Raw genomic sequence first — 22,185 nt, 5'->3', positions numbered from 1 at the left:
ATCATGGACTCCCGCGACATCCACACCCCGGTCCTTCTCGAGCGCTGCGTCGAGCTGCTCGCCCCCGCCCTCGAGCGGCCCGGCGCGGTGTTCGTCGACGCGACGCTGGGCATGGGCGGCCACTCCGAGGCCTTTTTGGAGCGGTTCCCGCATGCGCGCCTGATCGGCCTGGACCGCGACACCGACGCCCTGCGCATCGCGGGGGAGCGCCTCGCCGCGTTCGGCGACCGCGTGACCCTCGTGCACACCGTGTACGACGGCATCGCGGAGGCCGTCGCCTCGGCCGGTGTTCGCCGCGTGGACGGGATCCTGTTCGACCTCGGCGTCTCCTCGCTGCAACTGGATGTCGCCGACCGCGGTTTCGCGTATGCGAAGGATGCCCCGCTGGACATGCGCATGGATCAGAGCGCGGGGATGACCGCCGCCGACGTCCTGGCCACTTACGGCGAAGGCGACCTGCGCCGCATCTTCGAGCGCTACGGCGAGGAGAAACTCGCCGGCCGCTACGCGCGCGCCATCCTGGCCGCCCGTGCGCAGGAGCCCATCGTCCGCTCGGGGCGCCTGGTGGAGATCCTCTCCGCCGCCACCCCCGCCGCGCTCCTGAACGCCGGGCACCCCGCCAAGCGCGTCTTCCAGGCCCTGCGCATCGAGGTCAACGGCGAACTGGCCGCTCTCGAGCGGGCGCTGCCGGCGGCGCTGGACCTGCTGAACCTCGGCGGGCGCATCGTCGTGCTGTCCTACCAGTCGCTGGAGGACCGCTTCGTCAAGCGGCTCCTCGCCGAGGCCACCGCATCCACCTCTCCCGCAGGCCTGCCCGTCGAGCTCCCCGAGCACGCCCCGCGGTTCCGCCTGCTGGTCAAGGGCGCCGAACTCGCCTCCGACGAGGAGCGCGCCCGCAATCCACGTGCCACCCCCGTGCGCCTGCGCGCGGCCGAACGGATCCGGGAGGCGGCATGACCGATCTCGCCCATGCCCTGCCGCTGCGCCGCCCGGCCGAGACGCCGGCGCGGCGCCTGCACGTCGTCGAAGCACCCGCGCGGCACAAGCGCCCCAAGCTCGCCTACGGCGTCATCGCCGTCGCCGGTGCCGTCGCGATCGCGCTCGCCCAGATGGGCCTGTCGATCCTGACCACCCAGGGGACGTACGAAGTCGCCGCCCTGACGCAGCAGCAGCGCGACCTCACCTACGAGAAGCAGATCCTCTACGACGACGTCGCGGGCCTGGGTTCGCCCCAGTACCTCGCCGCGAACGCCGCGGCGCTGGGCATGGTCATCAACGAGTCGCCGTCGTACCTGCGGCTGAGCGACGGGGCGATCATCGGCACCGGTTCCGCCGCCGCCGACGCGTCGGCGGTCGACGCCATCAACCGCGGCGCCGTCCCCAACGCCCTCATCACCGACACGCCGCTGGTCACCGCGCCGGACGCCACGATCAAGGGCGTCCCCCTCGTCCCCGATGCGGCGGATGAGGCGGCCGGGGAGACCGGATCGACGACACCCCCGCCGATCACCGACGGCCTGCCCACTCCCGCGACACGATAGGCGCCATGACGACCCGCAGCACGAGAAGCCCGCGCCGTCGCACGGTGGTCGCCCTCGCGGTGGTCCTGGCCGTGCTGGTCGGTTTCGTCGTGCGCCTCGTCGACATCCAGGTCGTCAACGCCGGCGAGCACATCGAGGACTCGCTCTCACTGGGTTTCGCCGCCGAGCGCACGCTGTACGGAACCCGCGGCACGATCGTCGACGAGCAGGGCGCGACCCTGGCCGGCAGCATCCTGCTGTACGACGCCCAGCTGGACCCCTCGAACGTCAACGGGATCCGCCGCGAGGGACCCGACGGTGAACGCATCGAGGTGAGCTGGCCGGAACTGGCGGCGGAGATCGCCGCCATCACCGGTCAGACGCCCCAGGAGGTGCAGCAGGTCGTCGAGGACGCGAAGGCGAACGACCCCGATTCGCAGTACGCGCTCCTCAAACGTGGCCTCACCACGGAGCAGTACCGCAGCCTCGTCGCGCTCGGCATCCCGTTCCTCTACTTCGACCAGCACCCCTCGCGCATGTACCCCGACGGCGCCGTCGGCGGAAACCTCGTGGGCTTCGTGGGCACCGACGGCAAACCGCTGGCGGGCATCGAGCAGGCAGAGGACGACTGCCTGACCGCGACGGACGGCAAGCTCCTGTTCCAGCGCGGCAAGGACGGCGTCACGATCCCCGGCACCGCGGTGGAAGACCCGGCCGTGGACGGCGGGACGCTGCAGCTCACGATCAACCGCGACCTGCAGTGGTACCTCCAGCAGCTCGCGGCCGAGCAGGCACAGAACACGGGCGCGAAATCGGCCACGATCACGGTCGTGGAGGTGGAGACGGGCAAGGTTCGCGGCATGGCGGAGTACCCCACCGTCGACCCGAACAACGTCGACGGGTCGCATCCGGACGATCGCGGCAGCCGCATCTTCACGAACACGTTCGAGCCCGGCTCCACCTTCAAGGCGCTCACGGCGGCGATCGCCATCGACGCCGGCGGCGCGAACCCCGGTTCCACCGTCACGGCCGATTGGAAGGAGTCGTTCCCCAACGGTGCGCGGGTCCGCGACCCCTTCGTGCACCCGGTGAACAACTACACCCTCACCGGCGTGCTCGTCGACTCCTCCAACGTCGGCATCTCCAAGTTCGGCGACACCGTGAGCGCACAGACCCGCTACGACTACCTGCAGCGCTTCGGCGTCGGCGTCGACACGCCCATCGACTTCCAGGGTGAGGAACCCGGTGTGCTGCGCCCCATCGACCAGTGGGACAACCAGACGTTCTACAACGTCAACTTCGGGCAGGGCCTGACCACGACGGTCCCGCAGCTGGTGGGCGCCTACCAGACCCTCGCCAATGACGGCACCCGGATGCCGCTGTCGCTCGTCGAGGGCTGCACGCGCCCCGACGGCACGGTCACCGACGTCCCCGACGCCACCGGTCAGCAGGTCGTGAGCGAGAAGGCCGCCGACGAGGTGTCGCTCATGCTCGAGAACGTCGCGACGCAGGGCACGCTCGCCAAGCAGGTGGAGATCCCCGGATACCGCGTCGCCATCAAGACCGGAACGGGCGAGAAATCCGACGGCGCGGGCGGGTACAAGGCCGGCGCCTACTTCACGACGATGATCGGCTACGCGCCGGCCGACGACCCGAAGTTCGTCGTCGCGGTCACGCTGGACGAGCCGGCGACGGTAAAATCGTCTGCGGCCAACGCGCCGGCGTTCCAGAAGGCGATGACGCAGGTCTTGAAGACCTACCGCGTCATGCCCTCCGGCTCCGCCACTCCCGAGCTGCCCAAGTTCGGCTGACGCGCGGCCCCCACACTCATGATCCCCTTCACCCTCACCCAGCTCACCGACGCCGTCCGCGGCGACCTCCGCCTCAGTGGCTCCGACACCCCCGACACGGTGGTGTCCGGCGCCGTCGACACCGACTCGCGCCTGATCGAACCCGGCGGCATCTTCGTCGCCAAGCCGGGGGAGACCACGGACGGCCATCGCTTCGTGGATGCCGCGCTGCAGCGCGGCGCCGCCGTGGCGCTCGTGGAACGCCCCGTCGACGACGCGATCACCCAGATCGTCGTGCCCGACGCCGTCGGCGCCCTCGCCGATCTCGCGCGGGAGGTCGTCGCACGCGTGCGCGAACGCGGCCACCTGCGGATCGTCGGGATCACCGGGTCCAACGGCAAGACCACGACGAAGAACATGCTCGCCCGCATCCTCGAGGGCGAAGGCGAGACGGTCGCACCGCGCGCGTCGTTCAACAACTCCGTGGGCGCACCGCTGACCATGCTGCGCGTGCGCGAGGACACCCGTTTCCTCGTGAGCGAGTTCGGCGCGAGCGGCCGCGGCGAGATCGCACGGCTGGCCGGACTCGTCACGCCCGATGTGGGCGTCGTGCTGATGGTCGGGATGGCGCACGCCGGCGGATTCGGCGGCATCGAGGCGACCTTCGCCGCCAAGTCCGAACTCGTCCGCGCCCTCCGCCCCGGCGGGCTGGCCGTCCTCAACGCCGACGATCCGCGTGTGAGCGCCATGGCGCCACTCGCCGCCGAGCGCGACGTCTCGGTGCGCTGGTTCGGCCGCGGGCCCAGCGCGCACGTGCGGGCCACCGACGTCGAGGTGACGGCAGCGGGCACGCGCGCCGACCTCGAGGTCGACGGGGAGGCGATGCCCCTGCACCTGCAGGTGCTCGGCGAGCACCACATCATGAACGCCCTCGCCGCCATCGCCGCCGCCACCGCGCTGGGTGTCGACGCCCGCGACGCCGTGGCGCGCCTGGAGACCCTGGAGATCGCCGAGCGGTGGCGCATGCAGCCGCTGGGGTCGGAGCGGGTCCGCATCCTCAACGACGCCTACAACGCCAGCCCCGACTCGATGGCCGCGGCCCTGCGCACCCTCGCGCAGATCACACGGCCCGGCGAGCGCACCGTCGCGGTGCTGGGCGCCATGAGCGAACTGGGGGAGTACGCGGGCGAGGAGCACGACCGCATCGGCCTGCTCGCGGTGCGCCTGGGCATCCAGCGCATCGTCGTCGTCGGCGCCGAGGCGCGGCGCATGTTCCTGGAGGCCGTGTCGCAGGGCTCGTGGGACGGTGAGGCGGTGTTCTTCCCCGACGCCGACGCCGCGCACGCCTACCTCCTGACCGAGCTCCGCGACGGTGACCGCGTCCTGGTGAAGTCGTCCAACTCCGCCGGCCTGAGGTTCCTCGGCGATCGTCTGGGAGAATCGTTCTCGTGAGATCCCTCCTGACGGCAGCCGCGATCTCGCTGGCCTTCACTCTCTTCCTCACGCCCGTCTTCCTGCGGCTGTTCCGCAAGTGGGGCTGGGGTCAGGTCATCCGCACCCCCGAAGACATCCACAACCCCTCGCACGCCGCCAAGCGCGGCACCCCCACGATGGGCGGGACGATCTTCATCGTCGGCACGATCGTCGGCTATCTCGTCGGGACGTTCACCGGCAACAATCCGCCCACCATCTCCGGCTGGCTCGTGATCTGGATGATGGTCGGATTCGGCACCGTGGGCTTCATCGACGACTTCATGAAGGTGCGCAGCCAGCGCAGTCTCGGGCTCTCGGGCTGGCGCAAGATCGTCGGCCAGGTGATCGTGACGATCCCGTTCGGCATCGTCGCGCTGAACTTCCCCAACCGCGTCAACCAGACCCCGGCGTCGGAGTACATCTCGGTCTTCCGCGACATCCCGCTGCTGTCGCTGTTCGCGCTCGGCCCGATCCTGGGCTGGCTGCTGTACCTCGCGTGGGTCTCCTTCATCGGGGTGGCCGCATCCAACTCCGTCAACGTCACCGACGGGCTGGACGGCCTGGCCGCAGGCTCGGGCATCTTCGTCACCGGCGCGTACAGCCTCATCGCCTTCTGGCAGGTGCAGCAGGTGTGCACCAACGTCGCCGAGGCCGTGCAGCCGGCGTGCTACAACACCCGTGACCCGTTCGATCTCGCGATCGTCTCCGCCGCGTTCGTCGGCGCGCTCGTGGGCTTCCTCTGGTGGAACGCGCCCAAGGCGAAGGTCTTCATGGGCGACTGCGGATCGATGGCCATCGGCGGCGTCATCGCCGCCATGGCGATCCTCACCCGCACGGAACTGCTCCTCGTCCTCGTCGCCGGCGTGTACGTCATCGCGTCCGGCTCGGTCATCCTGCAGCGGGCGTACTTCAAGATCACGCGCGGCAAACGGCTGTTCCTCATGAGTCCGCTCCACCATCACCTCGAGATGCGCGGATGGTCGGAGGTCACGATCGTCGTGCGGATGTGGATCATCGCCGGGATGCTGGCGGTCTCGGGCGTCGGATTCTTCTACGTCGAATGGCTCTCCCGCGCATGAGCACCGCACGCGTGGACACCCTGACCAGCTGGCACGCCGACTGGCGCGGACTGCGGGTCGCCGTGCTCGGGCTGTCGACGACCGGCTTCTCCGTCGCCGACACCCTCGCCGAGCTCGGCGCGGACGTGTACGTCTTCACCGAATCGGCCGACGAGGAGTACGCGCGGCTGCTGCCGGTCATCGGTGCGCGGTTGTGGACCGGTCCGCTGCAGGAGGTGCCGGAGGAGCTCGCGACGTTCGACCCCGAGGTCGTGATCGCCTCGCCCGGCTTCGCGCCGCAGCATCCGGTCATCGCGTGGACGCAGGAGCGCGGCACGCCGCTGTGGGGCGACATCGAACTGGCGTGGCGCGTGCGCGACAAGGTGCTGCGCCCGGACGGATCTCCCGCGGACTGGATGCTGATCACCGGCACCAACGGCAAGACCACGACGACGCGCCTGACCGCCTCCATGCTCGTGGCCGGGGGCCTGCGCGCCGCACCGGTGGGCAACATCGGGGTGCCGGTGCTCGACGCCGTGCGCGACCCCGGCGGCTTCGACGTGCTCGTGGTCGAACTCTCCAGCCACCAGCTGTGGTACCTCGGGCTGGCCGACGTGGCGGGCCCCGACCCGCTGTCGCCGTATGCCGCCGTGTGCCTGAACCTCGCCGACGACCACCTGGAGTGGCACGGTTCCTTCCAGGCCTACCGCGACGCGAAAGCGGTCGTGTACCGCAACACGCGCGTGGCCTGCGTCTATAACAAGGCCGACGTCGCCACGCGCGAGATGGTCGAGGACGCCGATGTGGTCGAGGGGGCCCGCGCGATCGGGTTCGACCTGGGCGTCCCCGGCCCCAGCGACCTCGGCGTCGTCGACGGCATCCTCGTGGACCGCGCGTTCCTGGCCGAGCGGCGCTCGTCGGCCCTCGAGCTGACGACGGTGTCCGAGCTCGCCGCCGAGGGGCTCGGCGCTCCGCACATCGTCTCCAATATCCTCGCCGCCAGCGCCCTGGCCCGCTCGCGCGACGTCGAGCCGGCGGCGATCCGCGCGGCGCTGCGGTCGTTCGCCCTGGACCCGCACCGCATCGAGGTCGTCGCCGTGCACGAGGGTGTCACGTGGATCGACGACTCCAAGGCCACGAACCCGCACGCCGCGGCATCCTCCCTCGCCGCCTATCCCGGCGCGCTGTGGATCGTCGGCGGCATGCTCAAGGGCGTGGACATCGCCCCCCTCGTGGCGGGCCGAGGGGGCGGCGCGAAGGCGGCGATCGTCATCGGAGCCGACCGCACAGAGGTGGTGGGGGCGTTCGCGCGACACGCCCCCGAAGTCCCCGTCTTCGAGGTCGACGCCGCAGAGACTGAGAACGTCATGGCACGGGTCGTCGACCTGGCGCTGGACATCGCCCGCGACGGAGACGTGGTGCTGCTGGCACCGGCGGCGGCGTCCTTCGACCAGTTCTCGTCCTACGCCGACCGCGGCCGGCGCTTCGCCGACGCGGTGAGGGAACGCATCAGCGCAGGAGAGGGGGGTGCACGTGACCACGACGACACCGCCCCCGACCCAGGCGCCTGACCCCGAGGGGCCCTCGCGCCGCGGACTGGCCGCACGCGTCTCGCTCGGCCGCGTGTTCACGCCGGTGCCGAGCGAGTTCCTCCTCATCGCCTCCACCGCGCTGCTCCTGACCGGCTTCGGCCTCGTGATGGTGCTCTCGGCCACCTCCGCCCTCGGCGGGGCGCAGGACCCGTTCGAGCACGTCATCAAGCAGGGGATCTTCGCCGTCCTCGGCATCCCGCTGATGTTCGTCGCGAGCCGGTTCCCGGTGAGCTTCTGGCGCAAGGTCGCGTGGCTCGCCCTCATCGGTGCGACCGCGTTCCAGCTCCTGGTCTTCGTGCCCGGCCTCGGCGTGGAGTCGTACGGAAACCGCAACTGGGTCTCCCTCGGCGGCATCCAGTTCCAGCCGGCGGAGTTCCTCAAGATCGCCCTGGCACTGTGGATGGGCGCGGTGCTGTACCGCAAGCGCACCCTCCTGCGCTCCTGGGCGCACGTGTTCATCCCCGTCGTCCCGGTCGGCGCGCTCGTGATCGCCACGGTCCTCGCCGGCCGCGACCTCGGCACCGCCATGATCCTGTTCCTCGTGGTGCTGGCGGCGCTGTTCTTCTCCGGCGTTCGCCTGCGGATCTTCATCCTGCCGGCGATCCTGGCCGTGGGTGCCGTGCTGACCCTCGCGCTCAGCAGCGAGAACCGCCGTGCGCGCATCTTCAGCTTCCTCAACCCCGACACCGTCGACTGCTACTACGACACGTGCTATCAGTCGCTGCACGCGGTGTGGGGCCTGGCGTCCGGCGGCATCTTCGGGCTGGGGTTGGGCAACTCCAAGGAGAAGTACGACTGGCTCCCCGCCGCCGCGAACGACTACATCTTCGCGATCGTGGGGGAGGAGCTCGGGCTCATCGGCTGTGCCGTCGTGCTGGGCCTGTTCGCGCTGTTCGCCGTGGGGGCCTTCCACATCATCCGCAAGACCGACGACCCGTTCGTGCGCATCGTCTCCGGTGCCATCACGATCTGGATCGTGGGGCAGGCGCTCATCAACATCGGCGTCGTGCTGCGGGTCTTCCCCGTGCTCGGTGTCCCGCTGCCGTTCATGTCGCAGGGCGGCACGAGCCTGCTCTCCGTGCTCCTGGCGTGCGGAGTGCTGCTGTCCTTCGCCCGCACGCTCCCCGTCCGCCAGCGCTGACCGCGCCCTGCGGGAACGCTCAGGCGGCGGCCGTTAGGGTCGGATGGTGACCACCTACCTCCTCGCCGGCGGCGGCACGGCCGGCCACGTCAACCCGCTGCTGGCGGTGGCCGACGGCCTGCGCGAGCGCGATCCCGACGCCGCCGTGTACGTCCTCGGCACGCGCGAGGGCCTGGAGGCCCGGCTCGTCCCGCTGCGCGGATACGAGCTGCTCTTCGTCGACAAGGTCCCGTTCCCGCGCCGCCCCGACCGCGCCGCCGCGACCTTCCCCACCCGCTTCCGCCGCGCCATCGCGCAGGTGCGCGCCCACATCCGCGACCGCGGCGTGGACGTGGTCACCGGCTTCGGCGGCTACGCCTCGGCCCCCGCCTACGTCGCCGCCCGCCGCGCGGGCGTGCCGGTCGTCGTGCACGAGGCCAACGCCAAGCCGGGCCTGGCGAACGTGCTCGGCGCACGCGGTGCCGCCGCGGTGGGCGTCGCCTTCGCGGGCACGCCGCTGCGCGGGGCCCGCGTGGTCGGGATGCCCCTGCGACAGGAGATCGTCGACCTGGATGCCGCCGCATCCCGCTCCGCCGCCGCCGAGCACTTCGGTCTCGACGCGGCGCGTCCGACGCTCCTCGTCTTCGGCGGCTCGCTCGGGGCCGAGCGCCTCAACGCGGCGTTCGGCGCCTCGTGGCAGGACGTGCTGGAGGCCGGATGGCAGCTGCTGCACGTCACCGGCGACCGGTCGGACCTGCCCGACCCCGGCGTGCCCGGCTACGCAGTCGTCCGCTACGTCGACCGGATGGACCTGGCCTACGCCCTCGCCGACGCGATCGTCTCCCGTTCGGGGGCGGCGACGGTGAGCGAGGTCAGCGCGCTGGGGATCCCCGCGGTGTACGTCCCCTACGCCGTCGGCAACGGCGAGCAGCGCCTCAATGCGGCGTCGGCGGTGCGCGCAGGTGCTGCCCGCATCATCCCCGACGCCGAACTCACCCCCGAGCGCGTGCGCGCCGAGGTGGTCCCGCTCCTGCAGGACGCCGGCGCCCTGCAGGCGATGCGGGATGCCGCGGCCTCGGTGGGCACGCGCACCGGTACGCAGAACGTCATCGGCCTGATCGACGAGGCCCTCGCGCGCCGCCGCTGACCCCGCCGGCGTCGGCGTCGGCCGCGTCACCGCCGCCGAAGTCAGGAGAACGGCCGGAATCAGGACGTTTGGGCCCTGATCCGTCCTGATTCCGGCGATTCTCCTGATTCCGGCAAGCGTGCGGACGGCGGATGGCCGCGGGCCAGCGCCTCGGCAGACGCCGCGGCCGCGCCACGGCCGCCCCGCGCGCCGGAGCGGACGCCCAGGTGCGCCGACCTAGGATGATCGGGTCATGATTCGCCCCGACCTGAGCCTGCCCATCCCCGAGCACATCGAGGCCGCCCACTTCATCGGAATCGGCGGCTCCGGCATGTCGGGGCTCGCGCGCATGTTCCTGGACCGCGGCATCCGCGTGTCCGGTTCGGATCGCGCGGACAGCCCGGCGCTGCGCGATCTGGCGGCCCGGGGGGCGACGGTGCACGTGGGGCACGATGCCGCCCACCTCGGCGACGCCGACACCGTCGTGCACACGGGCGCCATCTGGCCGGAGAACCCCGAGTTCGTCACCGCGAAGCAGCGCGGCCTCGCCGTCATCCACCGGTCCCAGGCCCTGCACTGGCTGATCGGCGGGCGACGGCTGGTGGCCGTCGCCGGAGCGCACGGGAAGACCACGTCCACCGGCATGATCGTCACGGCCCTGCGCGGACTGGGTGAGGATCCGACCTTCGTCAACGGCGGCGTCATCGCCGAGTACGGCGTCTCCAGCGCGACCGGCTCCGACGACGTCGTCGTCATCGAGGCCGACGAATCCGACGGCACGTTCCTCCTCTACGACACCTCCATCGCCCTCATCACGAACGTCGACCCCGACCATCTCGACCACTACGGCTCGTTCGACGCGTTCGACGCGGCGTTCGCCCGCTTCGCGGACGGGGCGCGCGAGGCCGTCGTGATCTCCGCCGACGACGCCGGCGCGCAGCGCGTGCGCGAGCGTCTCACCCACCGCCATGTCGTGACGTTCGGGCAGGATGCCGCCGCCGACGTGCGCGTGGAAGACCTCCGCACCGAGGGGCCGGTGTCCTTCACCCTGACCGCCGGCGGCACCTCGGTCCCCGTCCGGCTCCAGGTGCCCGGCGCCCACAACGCGATCAACGCCGCGGGCGCGGTGGCGGTTCTGCTCGCCCTCGGCCACGACCTCGCCGCCGCCGCCGACGCGGTGTCCGGGTTCGGCGGCACGGCCCGCCGGTTCGAGCTGCACGACGTGCGCCGCGGCGTCAGCGTGTACGACGATTACGCGCACCATCCCACCGAGGTCGCCGCGGCGCTGGCGGCTGCCCGCACCGTCGTGGGGGACGGGCGCATCATCGCGCTGCACCAGCCGCACACGTACTCGCGCACGCAGGCGATGTACCGGGAGTTCGCCGAGGTGCTCGAATCCCACGCCGACCACACCGTCGTGCTGGACGTCTACGGCGCGCGGGAGGATCCGGTTCCCGGCGTCACCGGCGCCCTCGTCAGCGAGGCGTTCACCGACCCCGGCCGCGTGCACTTCGTGGCGGACTGGCAGGAGGCGGCCGACTACACCGCCGCCGTCGCACGGCAGGGTGACTACGTCATCACGCTCGGCTGCGGCAACGTGAACCTCATCATCCCGCAGGTGCTCGAGGCCCTCGCGCGCACCGACGAGAACGCCGCGGGATGACCGGGATGCGTCGGCCCCACCCGCTGCCGCCGCCCCCTGCGGAGTCGCGCCCGAGCCGGCCGGCCCTCGAGGACGAGGTCCCAGCGCCGATCATCCCGCTCCTGCCGGGAGAACCGCGGCGCCCGGCGCCCGAGCCGCCGCCGGAACCGACGCCCGGACGCTGGCACCTCCGCGATGTCTGGCGTGCCTCGCGCAACCGCCGGCGCGCGCTGCGGGCAGAGGTCCGCCGGTTCACGGTGCGCCAGCGCCGGCGGCGGATGCTGTGGATCGGTGTCGCGTCATCGGTCGCGCTGCTCGTGCTGGGCACGGTCGGCGCCGCGTACAGCCCGTTGTTCGCCGTGCAGCGCATCGACGTGGCCGGCACGAGCGCGCTGGATGCCGCCGCCGTCACGGAGGCGCTCGAGGGACAGCTCGGCACGCCACTGCCGCTCGTGGACGACAGCGCCGTGAAGGCCGCGCTCGTGCGGTTCCCGCTGGTGGAGTCGTACACGCTGGAGGCACGCCCGCCGCACGACCTGGTGGTGCGGATCGTGGAGCGCACGCCCGTCGGCGTCCTGGAATCGCCTGCCGGCTTCACCGTTGTCGACGCCGCCGGTGTCGCCCTCTCCACCACGCCGACGGCCCCGTCGGGGCAGCCGCTGCTGTCGATCACGGGCGGGCTGGATTCGCCGGCCTTCCGCGCCGCCGGCACGGTGATGCGCGCGCTGCCCGAGCCCATCCGGCTCCAGGTCACCGCCGTCTCCGCCTCCACCGCGGACGATGTGACCCTGACCCTGGGCGCGACGAACACGACGGTGGTGTGGGGGAGCGCGGAGAACTCCGCCATGAAGGCGCTCACGCTGGACAAGACGATGCAGGCCCGCCCTCCCGCGCAGACGAGCGTGTACGACGTGTCGTCGCCGACGGCCGTCGTGGTGCGCTGACACGAGTTCGTGAGGGGATGTCGCGACACGCCCGCGCCGTTGCCGCCGGCGCCGCCGCATCCACCTACGTTCAGATCAGGAATTGCATACCGCGCAATTCTTTAACCCTCTAGATGAGGTTTAAAGTTCGGGATATGGAGGCCGGCATGAGCCAGAACCAGAACTACCTCGCCGTGATCAAGGTCGTCGGGGTCGGCGGGGGTGGCGTCAACGCCGTCAACCGCATGATCGAGTTGGGCCTTCGCGGCGTGGAGTTCATCGCGATCAACACCGACGCGCAGGCGCTGCTCATGAGCGACGCCGACGTCAAGCTCGATGTGGGGCGCGAGCTCACGCGAGGACTCGGTGCCGGTGCCGACCCCGAGGTGGGTCGTCGCGCCGCGGAAGACCACGCCGAGGAGATCGAGGAAGCACTCGCGGGCGCCGACATGGTGTTCGTGACGGCGGGCGAGGGTGGTGGCACCGGAACCGGTGGCGCGCCGGTCGTGGCCCGCATCGCCAAGTCGATCGGCGCCCTGACCATCGGTGTCGTGACCAAGCCCTTCTCCTTCGAGGGGCGCCGCCGCCAGAGCCAGGCCGAGGCGGGCGTCGGAAAGCTCAAGGAAGAGGTCGACACCCTCATCGTCGTGCCCAACGATCGCCTCCTGGAGATCAGCGACCGCGGCATCTCGATGATCGAGGCCTTCGCCACCGCCGACCAGGTGCTCCTTGCCGGTGTGCAGGGGATCACCGACCTGATCACCACCCCCGGACTGATCAACCTCGACTTCGCCGACGTCAAGTCGGTCATGCAGGGTGCGGGATCCGCGCTCATGGGCATCGGATCGGCACGTGGTGCCGACCGGGCGATCAAGGCGGCCGAGCTGGCCGTCGAGTCGCCGCTGCTGGAAGCGTCGATCGAAGGCGCGCACGGAGTGCTGCTGTCCATCCAGGGCGGATCGAACCTCGGCATCTTCGAGATCAACGACGCCGCCCAGCTGGTGAAGGAGGCCGCGCACCCCGAGGCCAACATCATCTTCGGAACCGTCATCGACGACACCCTCGGCGACGAGGTGCGCGTCACGGTCATCGCCGCCGGCTTCGACGGTGGCGAGCCCTCGCTGCGCCTGGACGCCGTGGGGGCCGCGCAGCGCCCCGCGACGCCCGTCCTGCCGCCGCTTCCGGTGGAGGACCCGCTCGCCTCGGCGTCGGCGCCCGCATCGGCGGCGGAGGAGAAGCAGGTGGCCCGGGAGTCGGTGCCCGTCGCGGCGCGGATGCCGGAGCCGGCCTACGACTCCGCGTTCGGCGACGACGATCTCGACATCCCCGACTTCCTGAAGTAGGAACCGATCGAACGAGGCGGGCCCGGCATGCCCCGGGCCCGCCTCGTCGTCTGCCGGGAGGGCATATGGACACCGCACTGGCCGAGCGTCTGGCCGCCGTCGACGAGGGGATCGCCGCATCCGCCCGTGCTGCCGGAAGGGACCCGGGCGGCATCACCCGAATCGTGGTGACGAAGTTCCACCCCGCGCGCCTGGTGACCGACCTGTACGACCTGGGCGTGCGCGACGTGGGGGAGAACCGGCAGCAGGAGCTGTCGGCGAAGGCCACCGAGGTGGGCGCGCTGCCCGGCCTGAAGTGGCATTTCATCGGGCAGGCGCAGACGAACAAGGCCCGCGCCATCCGCGCCGTCGCCTCGGCGGTGCACTCGGTCGATCGCGCGCGCCTGGCCGATTCCCTGGATGCGGCGGCGCCCGAGGAGGGCGACCTGCTGGACGTGCTCGTGCAGGTGAACCTCACCGACGACACCGGGCGCGGCGGCGTCGCCCCGGGCGAGGCGGAATCCCTCGCCGCGCATGTCGCCGGCTGCCCGACGCTGCGCCTGCGCGGGGTCATGGCCGTCGCTCCGCTGGACGAGCAGCCCGCCCGTGCCTTCGAGCGCCTGCGCGGGGCTGCAGAGGCCGTGCGGCGCGTCGTGCCCGATGCGGACTGGATCTCGGCCGGAATGACCGGCGATTACCCCGAGGCGGTCGCGATGGGCGCGACACACCTGCGGATCGGCTCGGCAATCACGGGTCCGAGGCCCGTGCGCGGCTAGCCTCGGAACAGACGAGCGAACGGAGGATGCGATGTCGAACCCGCTCAAGAAGACGATGGTGTACCTGGGCCTCGCGGACGAAGAGGAAACCTTCGACGAGCCGGCGACGCAGCCTACGAGCCGCAAGCCACAGGCCGTCGAGAAGGCCGCACCCATCACGCCGATCCATCGGCCCTCGGTGGTGCGACAGCCCACCCCCGGGCCGGTCAGCGAGATCCTGACGGTGCACCCCAAGCAGTACCGCGACGCGCAGGTGATCGCCGAGAGCTTCCGCGAGGGCGTTCCGGTCATCATCAACCTGTCGCAGATGAGCGACGCCGACGCGCGCCGCCTGATCGATTTCGCGAGCGGTCTGTCGATGGGGCTGTACGGCCGGATCGAGCGGGTCACCAGCAAGGTGTTCCTGCTCTCTCCCGAGAACATCGCCGTCTCCGGCGATGGCGCGCTCGCGCAGGCGGACCCCGAGTCCGTCGCGTTCGCTCAGCCGTAACCGATCGTGGAAGTGTTGCGCCTGGTCGCGACGGTCCTCAACGCGCTGCTGTTCCTGTACGTGATCGCGCTGCTGGTGCGGCTCGTGCTGGAGTACATCCCGATGTTCAATCGTTCGTGGCGGCCTCGGGGAGCGGCGCTCGTCGCCGCCGAGGTGGTCTACACCGTGACCGACCCGCCGATCAAGCTGTTCCGTCGCTTCATCCCTCCGCTGCGGGTCGGCCCCGTCGCGATCGACTTCGCCTTCGCACTGACGATGCTGCTGTGCTTCGTGCTGCTGGGCGTCACCCGTTCGCTGGCCGCAGGCTGAACGGCCAGGGGGCTTCGACAGCCTCCGGAGCCGCGGACTATGCTTGCTCGAAGCACGCACGGCCCGCAGCGCCGTCCGAACCGGCCAGCGACCAGCTCTCGAAAGAGGAACCACCATGGCATTGACCCCCGATGACGTCGTCACCAAGCAGTTCCAGCACGTCCGGTTCAAGGAGGGCTTCGACCCCGACGAGGTCGACGACTTCCTCGACGAGATCGTCGTCGAGTGGCGCAAGGCCCTCGCCGAGAACGAGGAACTGAAGGCCAAGCTCGCCGCGTACGAGTCGGGCGAGCAGCCCGCCGCCGCCGAGCAGCCGGCCGCCGAGGCCCCGGCCGAGACGGTGGTGTCGGAGGTTCCCGCCCCCGCTCCCGCCACCTCCGGCGACCCCGCGTCCACCTCCGCCGGCATCATCGAGCTCGCCCAGCGCCTGCACGACGAGCACGTCGCCGAGGGCAAGGCGCAGCGTGACCAGCTCATCTCCGAGGCGCAGTCCCGCGCGGCGGCCATCGTCGCCGAGGCCGAGGCCAAGGGCCGCGACGAGATCGCGCGCCTGGAGAAGGAGCGCGTCGTGCTGGAGGGTCGCATCTCCGAGCTCAACGCGTTCGAGCGCGACTACCGCGCCCAGCTGCGCAGCTACATCGAGGGCAAGCTCCGCGACCTCGACACCACCGCAACGCCGTCCGGATCCACCCCGGTCTCGGCGATCGGTCTCTAGGCCCGGACGGTGCGCAGCCGGACACCCCTGCGTAAGGCGGCGGCCGGCACCCTCATCGCGATCCTCGCGGTGACGGTGCTGGCCGCCGACCAGTTCACGAAGATCCTCGCGATCGCCGAGCTTCCACCGGAAGAGCCGGTGCCCGTTCTCGGCGAGTTCCTGCAGTTCTACCTCGTCCGAAACCCCGGCGCCGCCTTCTCCCTCGGAGAGAGCGTCACGTGGCTGTTCACGATCGCGCTGGCCGCAGTGGCCGTCGGTATCGTGTGGCTGGCACTCACGCGCGTGACCTCGCGCGCGTGGGCGGTCATCCTGGGTCTGCTCCTGGGCGGCGTGCTGGGCAACCTCACCGACCGCCTGCTGCGCGCGCCCGGGTTCCCGGTCGGGCACGTGGTCGACTTCATCTCCACGCCGTGGATGATGCCCGCGATCTACAACGTCGCCGACATCTTCATCGTGACCATGATGATCTGCGTCGCGCTGCTGGTGCTGCTGGGGCTGCGCCTGGACGGCACCCGCGAGACCCGCGCCGAGGCGGAGGCCGCCGTCGATCCGGAGTCCGCCGCCGATCCGGGGGCGACCGCCGATCCGGATGCCGCCGCCGACCCCGATCGCAACGACCCCGGCACGCCCACCCGCTGATGGCCGAGTCACGAAGCCTGCCGGTGCCCGATGGCCTGGAGGGGGCGCGGGTGGATGCCGCGCTGGCGAAGATGCTCGGGTTCTCTCGGACCTTCGCGGCCGAGGTCGCCGACGCGGGGGGCGTCGAGCAGGACGGACGCACGCTCGGCAAGTCCGACCGGCTGCGCGCGGGCGCATGGCTCACGGTGTCGTGGACGCCCAAGCGCGAGCCCGAGATCGTCCCCGTCGCCGTGGCCGACCTAGGGATCGTCTACGACGACGACGACATCGTCGTCGTCGACAAGCCCGCCGGCGTGGCCGCGCACCCCTCCATGGGGTGGGAGGGGCCGACGGTCCTCGGCGCACTGGCGGCGGCCGGCTTCCGCATCGCCACCAGCGGCGCCGCCGAGCGGCGTGGCGTGGTGCACCGCCTGGACGTCGGCACGAGCGGGCTCATGGTCGTGGCCAAGACCGAACGCGCCTACACCGCGCTCAAGCGCGCGTTCAAGGAGCGCGAGGTGGAGAAGATCTACCACGCCGTCGTGCAGGGGCACCCCGATCCGCTGGCCGGGACGATCGACGCACCGATCGGGCGGCATCCCACGCACTCGTGGAAGTTCGCGGTCACCCCCACCGGCAAGGACTCCGTCACGCACTACGAGACGCTCGAGGCGTTCCCCGGCGCCGCGCTGCTGGAGATCCACCTGGAGACCGGGCGCACGCATCAGATCCGCGTGCACATGGCCGCCCACCGCCATCCGTGCGTCGGCGACCCGCTCTACGGCGCCGACCCGACGCTCTCGGCCCGGCTGGGTCTCACCCGGCAGTGGCTGCACGCCCGTCAGCTGGCCTTCGCCCATCCCGCGACGGGGGAGTGGAGCACCTTCACCTCGCCCTATCCGCCGGACCTGCAGCACGCGCTCGATCTCCTGCGCACCGACTGACGCGTCGGCGCTCTTCGCCCGGTCGGAGGATCTCACGTATGTCGGAGGATGCCGCGCACATCCTCCGACATACGCGGGATGCTCCGACCTCGGTGAGCCGAGGTGTCGGAGGGGGATGGCACACTGCGGGGATGACAGTGGACGTGCGGCCCGCGTCGACCTTCGACGATGTGGCGACGATGGTGGGTCCCAAGCGGCCGGACGCGAACGTGTGCTGGTGCTTGAGCTACCGCATCCCGAGCCGGCTCAACCGCGAGCTGGTCGGTGAGGCGCGCGGCGCGTACGTGCGGGAGCTGTGCGCCCGCGACGTCGCCCCCGGCGTGCTCGCCTACGACGGCGGTGAGGTGGTGGGATGGGCCGGGGTGGCACCCCGCGCCGACACGACGTTCGCGACCGCCCGGCTGATCCCGCACGTCGACGACCTCCCGGTGTGGTCGGTGTGGTGCATCCGCGTGCGCCCCGGCCATCGCGGCACCGGCATCTCGCACGCTCTCCTGGCGGGTGCCGTCGAGTTCGCCCGCGCCCACGGCGCACCCGCGGTGGAGGGTTACCCGGTGGACAACGGCGGCGAGAAGGTGAACCTCACGATGGCGTACGTCGGCACGAGGGCGCTGTTCGAGAAAGCCGGGTTCACCGTCGCGGCCGAGACCGGATCGCGCCTGGACGGCTTCCCGCGCGTGCTGATGCGCCTGCCGCTCTAACGCCCTCCGGCGAAGGAGGCCGGATCGTCCTCCGCGACGGCGAGGGCGATCTTGCGCACGTGCTCCTGGGCGACATCCGTCAGTTCGCCCAGACCGTAGAAGCCGACCTCGGTGAGCTCGCCGTCGGCCGGATGGGGCTCACCCGACACCCAGTCGCACCGGAAGACCAGGTCGAGGTAGTCGACCTGGTCGCCGTTGGCGTACGTGATGCGCGGGACCTGCTGCACGAGGGCGAGGCGCGTCGCGCGGACGGTGACGCCGGCCTCCTCGCGGCACTCCCGCACCGCCGCATCCGCCGGCTCCTCGCCCGGGTCCACGATCCCCGAGACCGGCTGCCAACTGCCGTTGTCGGCCCGCTTGCCGATCAGCACCTTCTCGTCGCGGAAGACGATCGCGGTGACCCCGACCAGCGGCAGCGGATCGTGCCCGATCTTCTCGCGCAGCGACAGGACGAACTCGGGCGTGGCCATGGTTCCACCCTAGGCGGCGCGCGCATCGCCGCAGCTGCCATGTCGGTCCCCGAACGTAGACTCGACTCCGTGGCATCCGACTCCTTCGTTCACCTCCATGTGCACAGCGAGTACTCGATGCTCGACGGAGCCGCCCGCATCGGGCCGATGGTCCAGGAGGCCGTCCGCCAGGGGATGCCGGCGATCGCGGTCACCGACCACGGGAACACCTTCGCCGCGTACGAGTTCTACAAGACCGCCAAGGGTGCCGGCATCAAGCCGATCATCGGCATCGAGGCGTACGTGACCCCCGGCACCCACCGTGCCGATAAGGCGCGCGTGCGCTGGGGCACGCCGGAGCAGAGCAGCGACGACGTGTCCGGCTCCGGCGCGTACACGCACATGACGCTGCTCTCGGAGACGACCGAGGGCATGCACAACCTCTTCCGGCTCTCCAGCAAGGCCTCCATCGAGGGGTACTACTTCAAGCCGCGCATGGACCGCGAGCTGCTGCAGACCTACAGCAAGGGGCTCATCGCCACGACGGGGTGCCCCTCCGGCGAGGTGCAGACGCGGCTGCGGCTCGGTCAGTACGACGCCGCACGAGCGGCCGCGGCGGAGTTCCAGGACATCTTCGGCAAGGAGAACTACTTCGCCGAGATCATGGATCACGGCCTCTCCATCGAGCGGCGCGTCATGGGCGATCTGCTGAAGATCGCCAAAGACCTCGACATCCCGCTCGTGGGCACCAACGACCTGCACTACACCCACCAGCACGACGCCACCAGCCACGCCGCCCTGCTGTGCGTGCAGTCGGGATCCACGCTCGACGACCCGAAGCGGTTCAAGTTCGACGGCGACGGGTACTACGTGAAGTCCCCGGCCGAGATGCGCCAGATCTTCCGCGACCATCCCGAGGCCTGCGACAGCACGCTGCTGATCGCCGAGCGGTGCGACGTGGAGTTCAACACGTCGGCGAACTACATGCCGCGCTTCCCCGTTCCGGCGGGGGAGACCGAGGAGTCGTGGTTCATCAAGGAGGTCGAGAAGGGCCTCGAGTTCCGCTACCCCGACGGCATCCCCGCCGACGTCCGCCGGCAGGCCGAGTACGAGACCGGCGTCATCACCCAGATGGGCTTCCCGGGGTACTTCCTCGTCGTCGCCGACTTCATCAACTGGGCCAAGGACAACGGCATCCGCGTGGGTCCCGGCCGCGGATCCGGCGCCGGCTCGATGGCGGCGTACGCCATGCGCATCACCGACCTCGATCCGCTGCAGCACGGGCTCATCTTCGAGCGCTTCCTCAACCCCGATCGCGTGTCGATGCCCGACTTCGACGTCGACTTCGACGACCGCCGCCGTGGCGAGGTCATCCAGTACGTCACCGAGAAGTACGGCGACGAGCGCGTCGCGCAGATCGTCACGTACGGCACCATCAAGGCCAAGCAGGCCCTCAAGGACGCCGGGCGCGTGCTGGGGTTCCCCTTCAGCATGGGGGAGAAGCTCACCAAGGCCATGCCGCCGGCGGTCATGGGCAAGGACATGCCGCTGGACGGCATGTTCAACAAGGAGCACCCGCGTTACAAGGAGGCGGGGGAGTTCCGCACCCTCATCGAGACGGATCCCGAGGCCAAGACGGTCTTCGACACCGCCGTGGGGCTGGAGAACCTCAAGCGCCAGTGGGGCGTGCACGCGGCCGGCGTGATCATGTCGAGCGAACCGCTCATCGACATCATCCCGATCATGCGGCGCGAGCAGGACGGCCAGATCGTCACGCAGTTCGACTATCCCGCGTGCGAGTCGCTCGGCCTCATCAAGATGGACTTCCTGGGGCTGCGCAACCTCACGATCATCAACGACGCGGTCGACAACATCAAGGCCAACCGCGGTCAGGACCTCGTGCTGGAGGATCTGCCGCTGGATGACCAGGCCTCCTACGACCTGCTCTCCCGCGGCGACACGCTCGGCGTTTTCCAGCTCGACGGCGGGCCGATGCGCTCCCTCCTGCGCCTGATGAAGCCGGACAACTTCGAAGACATCTCCGCCGTCATCGCGCTGTACCGCCCGGGCCCCATGGGCGCCAACTCCCACATCAACTACGCGCTGCGCAAGAACGGCCAGCAGGAGATCACCCCGATCCATCCCGAACTGGAGGAGCCGCTCAAGGACATCCTCGACACCACCTACGGCCTGATCATCTATCAGGAGCAGGTCATGGCGATCGCCCAGCGCGTCGCCGGGTTCTCGCTCGGTCAGGCAGACATCCTGCGCCGCGCGATGGGTAAGAAGAAGAAGTCCGAGCTGGACAAGCAGTACGAGGGCTTCCACGGAGGCATGGTCGCGCGCGGCTTCGGCGAGGCCGCCATCAAGTCGCTGTGGGACATCCTGCTGCCCTTCTCCGACTACGCCTTCAACAAGGCGCACTCCGCCGCGTACGGGCTCGTCTCCTACTGGACGGCGTACCTGAAGTCGCACTATCCCGCCGAGTACATGGCGGCGCTGCTGACGAGCGTGGGCGATTCGAAGGACAAGATGGCGGTGTACCTGAACGAGTGCCGCCGCATGGGCATCCGCGTGCTCCCGCCCGACGTCAACGAGTCGATCCGCTTCTTCGCCGCCGTCGGTGAAGACATCCGCTTCGGCCTGGGCGCCGTGCGTAACGTGGGGGCCAACGTCGTGGACGGGATCGTCACGGCCCGTCAGGAGGCGCCGTTCACCTCCTTCCACGACTTCCTCGCCAAGGTCCCGCTGCACGTGGCCAACAAGCGCACCGTGGAATCGCTCATCAAGGCCGGTGCGTACGACTCCCTCGGCGCCACGCGGCGCGCGCTGCTGGAGATCCACGAGGATGCGACGGAGGGGGCCGTCCTCGACAAGCGCCGCGAGGCCAACGGCGAGGTCGGCTTCGACTTCGACTCGCTGTGGGACGAGCCGCACCAGGTGGCCAAGGTCCCCGACCGCCCCGAGTGGACGAAGAAGGACAAGCTCGCTTTCGAGCGGGAGATGCTCGGGCTGTACGTCTCCGATCACCCGCTCGCCGGCCTGGAGGTGGCGCTGGCCAAGCACGCCTCGATCGGCATCCACGACCTCCTCTCCTCGGAGGACGTCCAGGACGGCGACCAGGTCACGATCGCCGGACTGGTCACCTCCGTGCAGCACCGCGTGGCCAAGCAGAGCGGCAATCCATACGGCATGATCACCGTCGAGGACTTCAACGGCGAGGTCACCGTGATGTTCATGGGCAAGACCTACCAGGAGTTCTCGCCGGTGCTGCAGGCCGATGCCATCCTCGTCGTGCGGGGGCGCGTGTCACGGCGCGACGACGGCCTCAACCTGCACGCGCAGTCGGCGTTCTCGCCCGACCTGGGGGCCCTGGACGAGTCGGGTCCGCTCGTGCTGATCCTGCCCGAGCAGCGCGCCAGCGAAGATCTCGTGGGCGAACTCCTGCAGACCCTTCACCGTCACCGCGGCGAGACTGAGGTGACCCTCAAGCTCCACAAGTCGGGCACCGCGAAGGTGTTCGAAGTACCGCATCCGGTGCGGGTGACCGCCGACCTGTACGGCGAACTCAAGGGACTGCTCGGCCCCAACTGCCTGGGCTGAGCTCCGCTGTCAAC

20 protein-coding genes are annotated in these 22,185 nt (G+C 70.5%); 19 read left to right on the top strand and 1 reads right to left on the bottom strand.

From position 1 onward, the window contains the following. Positions 1–3: 3 nt before the first annotated feature. The 18 genes from rsmH (at position 4) to E4V99_RS16435 (ending at position 18,119) form a co-directional block, all read left to right on the top strand. Positions 4–957: a 16S rRNA (cytosine(1402)-N(4))-methyltransferase RsmH gene (gene rsmH, locus E4V99_RS16520; protein ID WP_209305644.1), complete on the top strand. Its 954-nt coding sequence runs from the start codon at positions 4–6 to the stop codon at positions 955–957. After that, positions 954–1,541 (top strand): hypothetical protein, encoded by a 588-nt coding sequence (locus E4V99_RS16515; RefSeq protein WP_135065364.1) that lies wholly within the window; start codon positions 954–956, stop codon positions 1,539–1,541. Before rsmH ends, E4V99_RS16515 begins: the two co-directional genes overlap by 4 nt. A 5-nt stretch (positions 1,542–1,546) precedes the next feature. Further along, the gene (locus E4V99_RS16510; protein ID WP_135065367.1) at positions 1,547–3,331 is read left to right on the top strand and encodes a penicillin-binding protein 2; all 1,785 of its coding nucleotides are present in this window, start codon (positions 1,547–1,549) and stop codon (positions 3,329–3,331) included. A gap of 18 nt (positions 3,332–3,349) precedes the next feature. Continuing rightward, on the top strand, positions 3,350–4,762 hold the full coding sequence (murF, locus tag E4V99_RS16505; protein WP_135117877.1) for a UDP-N-acetylmuramoyl-tripeptide--D-alanyl-D-alanine ligase: 1,413 nt from the start codon (positions 3,350–3,352) through the stop codon (positions 4,760–4,762). Further along, complete coding sequence (gene mraY / locus E4V99_RS16500) at positions 4,759–5,862, top strand: phospho-N-acetylmuramoyl-pentapeptide-transferase (protein ID WP_135065372.1); 1,104 nt, start codon at positions 4,759–4,761, stop codon at positions 5,860–5,862. The genes murF and mraY overlap by 4 nt, the downstream gene beginning before the upstream one ends. Then, positions 5,859–7,412: a UDP-N-acetylmuramoyl-L-alanine--D-glutamate ligase gene (gene murD / locus E4V99_RS16495; protein ID WP_187270365.1), complete on the top strand. Its 1,554-nt coding sequence runs from the start codon at positions 5,859–5,861 to the stop codon at positions 7,410–7,412. The genes mraY and murD overlap by 4 nt, the downstream gene beginning before the upstream one ends. Further along, positions 7,375–8,574 carry a putative lipid II flippase FtsW gene (gene ftsW / locus E4V99_RS16490; protein ID WP_135065378.1) on the top strand — a complete coding sequence of 400 codons (1,200 nt, stop codon included), beginning with the start codon at positions 7,375–7,377 and terminating at the stop codon, positions 8,572–8,574. The genes murD and ftsW overlap by 38 nt, the downstream gene beginning before the upstream one ends. Positions 8,575–8,620: 46 nt before the next feature. After that, positions 8,621–9,700 carry a UDP-N-acetylglucosamine--N-acetylmuramyl-(pentapeptide) pyrophosphoryl-undecaprenol N-acetylglucosamine transferase gene (locus E4V99_RS16485; protein WP_135065381.1) on the top strand — a complete coding sequence of 360 codons (1,080 nt, stop codon included), beginning with the start codon at positions 8,621–8,623 and terminating at the stop codon, positions 9,698–9,700. Positions 9,701–9,932: 232 nt separating this feature from the next. After that, positions 9,933–11,342 carry a UDP-N-acetylmuramate--L-alanine ligase gene (murC, locus tag E4V99_RS16480; protein ID WP_135117876.1) on the top strand — a complete coding sequence of 470 codons (1,410 nt, stop codon included), beginning with the start codon at positions 9,933–9,935 and terminating at the stop codon, positions 11,340–11,342. Between the two features lie 5 nt (positions 11,343–11,347). Further along, entirely contained in the window at positions 11,348–12,265 is a 918-nt protein-coding gene (locus E4V99_RS16475) for an FtsQ-type POTRA domain-containing protein (protein WP_135117875.1), read from the top strand. A gap of 146 nt (positions 12,266–12,411) precedes the next feature. After that, the gene (ftsZ, locus tag E4V99_RS16470; RefSeq protein ID WP_135065390.1) at positions 12,412–13,587 is read left to right on the top strand and encodes a cell division protein FtsZ; all 1,176 of its coding nucleotides are present in this window, start codon (positions 12,412–12,414) and stop codon (positions 13,585–13,587) included. A gap of 65 nt (positions 13,588–13,652) precedes the next feature. Further along, positions 13,653–14,342: a YggS family pyridoxal phosphate-dependent enzyme gene (locus E4V99_RS16465; RefSeq protein ID WP_135065393.1), complete on the top strand. Its 690-nt coding sequence runs from the start codon at positions 13,653–13,655 to the stop codon at positions 14,340–14,342. A gap of 31 nt (positions 14,343–14,373) precedes the next feature. Further along, positions 14,374–14,832, top strand: a complete 459-nt coding sequence (gene sepF, locus E4V99_RS16460) for a cell division protein SepF (RefSeq protein ID WP_135065396.1) — start codon at positions 14,374–14,376, stop codon at positions 14,830–14,832. A 6-nt stretch (positions 14,833–14,838) separates the two neighbouring features. Beyond that, positions 14,839–15,141, top strand: coding sequence for a YggT family protein (locus E4V99_RS16455; RefSeq protein ID WP_135065399.1), 303 nt, complete (start codon positions 14,839–14,841; stop codon positions 15,139–15,141). Positions 15,142–15,256: 115 nt separating this feature from the next. Further along, positions 15,257–15,856, top strand: coding sequence for a DivIVA domain-containing protein (locus tag E4V99_RS16450; RefSeq protein WP_135065402.1), 600 nt, complete (start codon positions 15,257–15,259; stop codon positions 15,854–15,856). Positions 15,857–15,865: 9 nt separating this feature from the next. Continuing rightward, complete coding sequence (gene lspA, locus E4V99_RS16445) at positions 15,866–16,495, top strand: signal peptidase II (RefSeq protein ID WP_135117874.1); 630 nt, start codon at positions 15,866–15,868, stop codon at positions 16,493–16,495. Next, a complete protein-coding gene (locus E4V99_RS16440) occupies positions 16,495–17,418 on the top strand; it encodes an RluA family pseudouridine synthase (RefSeq protein WP_135117873.1) in 924 nt (307 codons plus the stop codon). The genes lspA and E4V99_RS16440 overlap by 1 nt, the downstream gene beginning before the upstream one ends. A 131-nt stretch (positions 17,419–17,549) precedes the next feature. Beyond that, the gene (locus E4V99_RS16435) at positions 17,550–18,119 is read left to right on the top strand and encodes a GNAT family N-acetyltransferase (RefSeq protein WP_135117872.1); all 570 of its coding nucleotides are present in this window, start codon (positions 17,550–17,552) and stop codon (positions 18,117–18,119) included. Here the strand turns inward: E4V99_RS16435 and E4V99_RS16430 are convergent. Then, positions 18,116–18,589 carry an NUDIX domain-containing protein gene (locus E4V99_RS16430; RefSeq protein ID WP_135065414.1) on the bottom strand — a complete coding sequence of 158 codons (474 nt, stop codon included), beginning with the start codon at positions 18,587–18,589 and terminating at the stop codon, positions 18,116–18,118. The genes E4V99_RS16435 and E4V99_RS16430 overlap by 4 nt on opposite strands. Before the next feature lie 39 nt (positions 18,590–18,628). Here E4V99_RS16430 and dnaE point away from each other — a divergent pair, with 39 nt between their 5' ends. Further along, positions 18,629–22,171, top strand: a complete 3,543-nt coding sequence (gene dnaE, locus E4V99_RS16425) for a DNA polymerase III subunit alpha (protein ID WP_135117871.1) — start codon at positions 18,629–18,631, stop codon at positions 22,169–22,171. Positions 22,172–22,185: the final 14 nt, after the last annotated feature.

The organism is Microbacterium sp. dk485 (assembly GCF_004570445.1).
GTDB classification, from domain to species: Bacteria; Actinomycetota; Actinomycetes; order Actinomycetales; family Microbacteriaceae; genus Microbacterium; species Microbacterium wangchenii.
The sequence above is the reverse complement of the archived record's forward strand: the minus strand, read 5'-3'. Positions and strand labels throughout refer to the sequence as shown.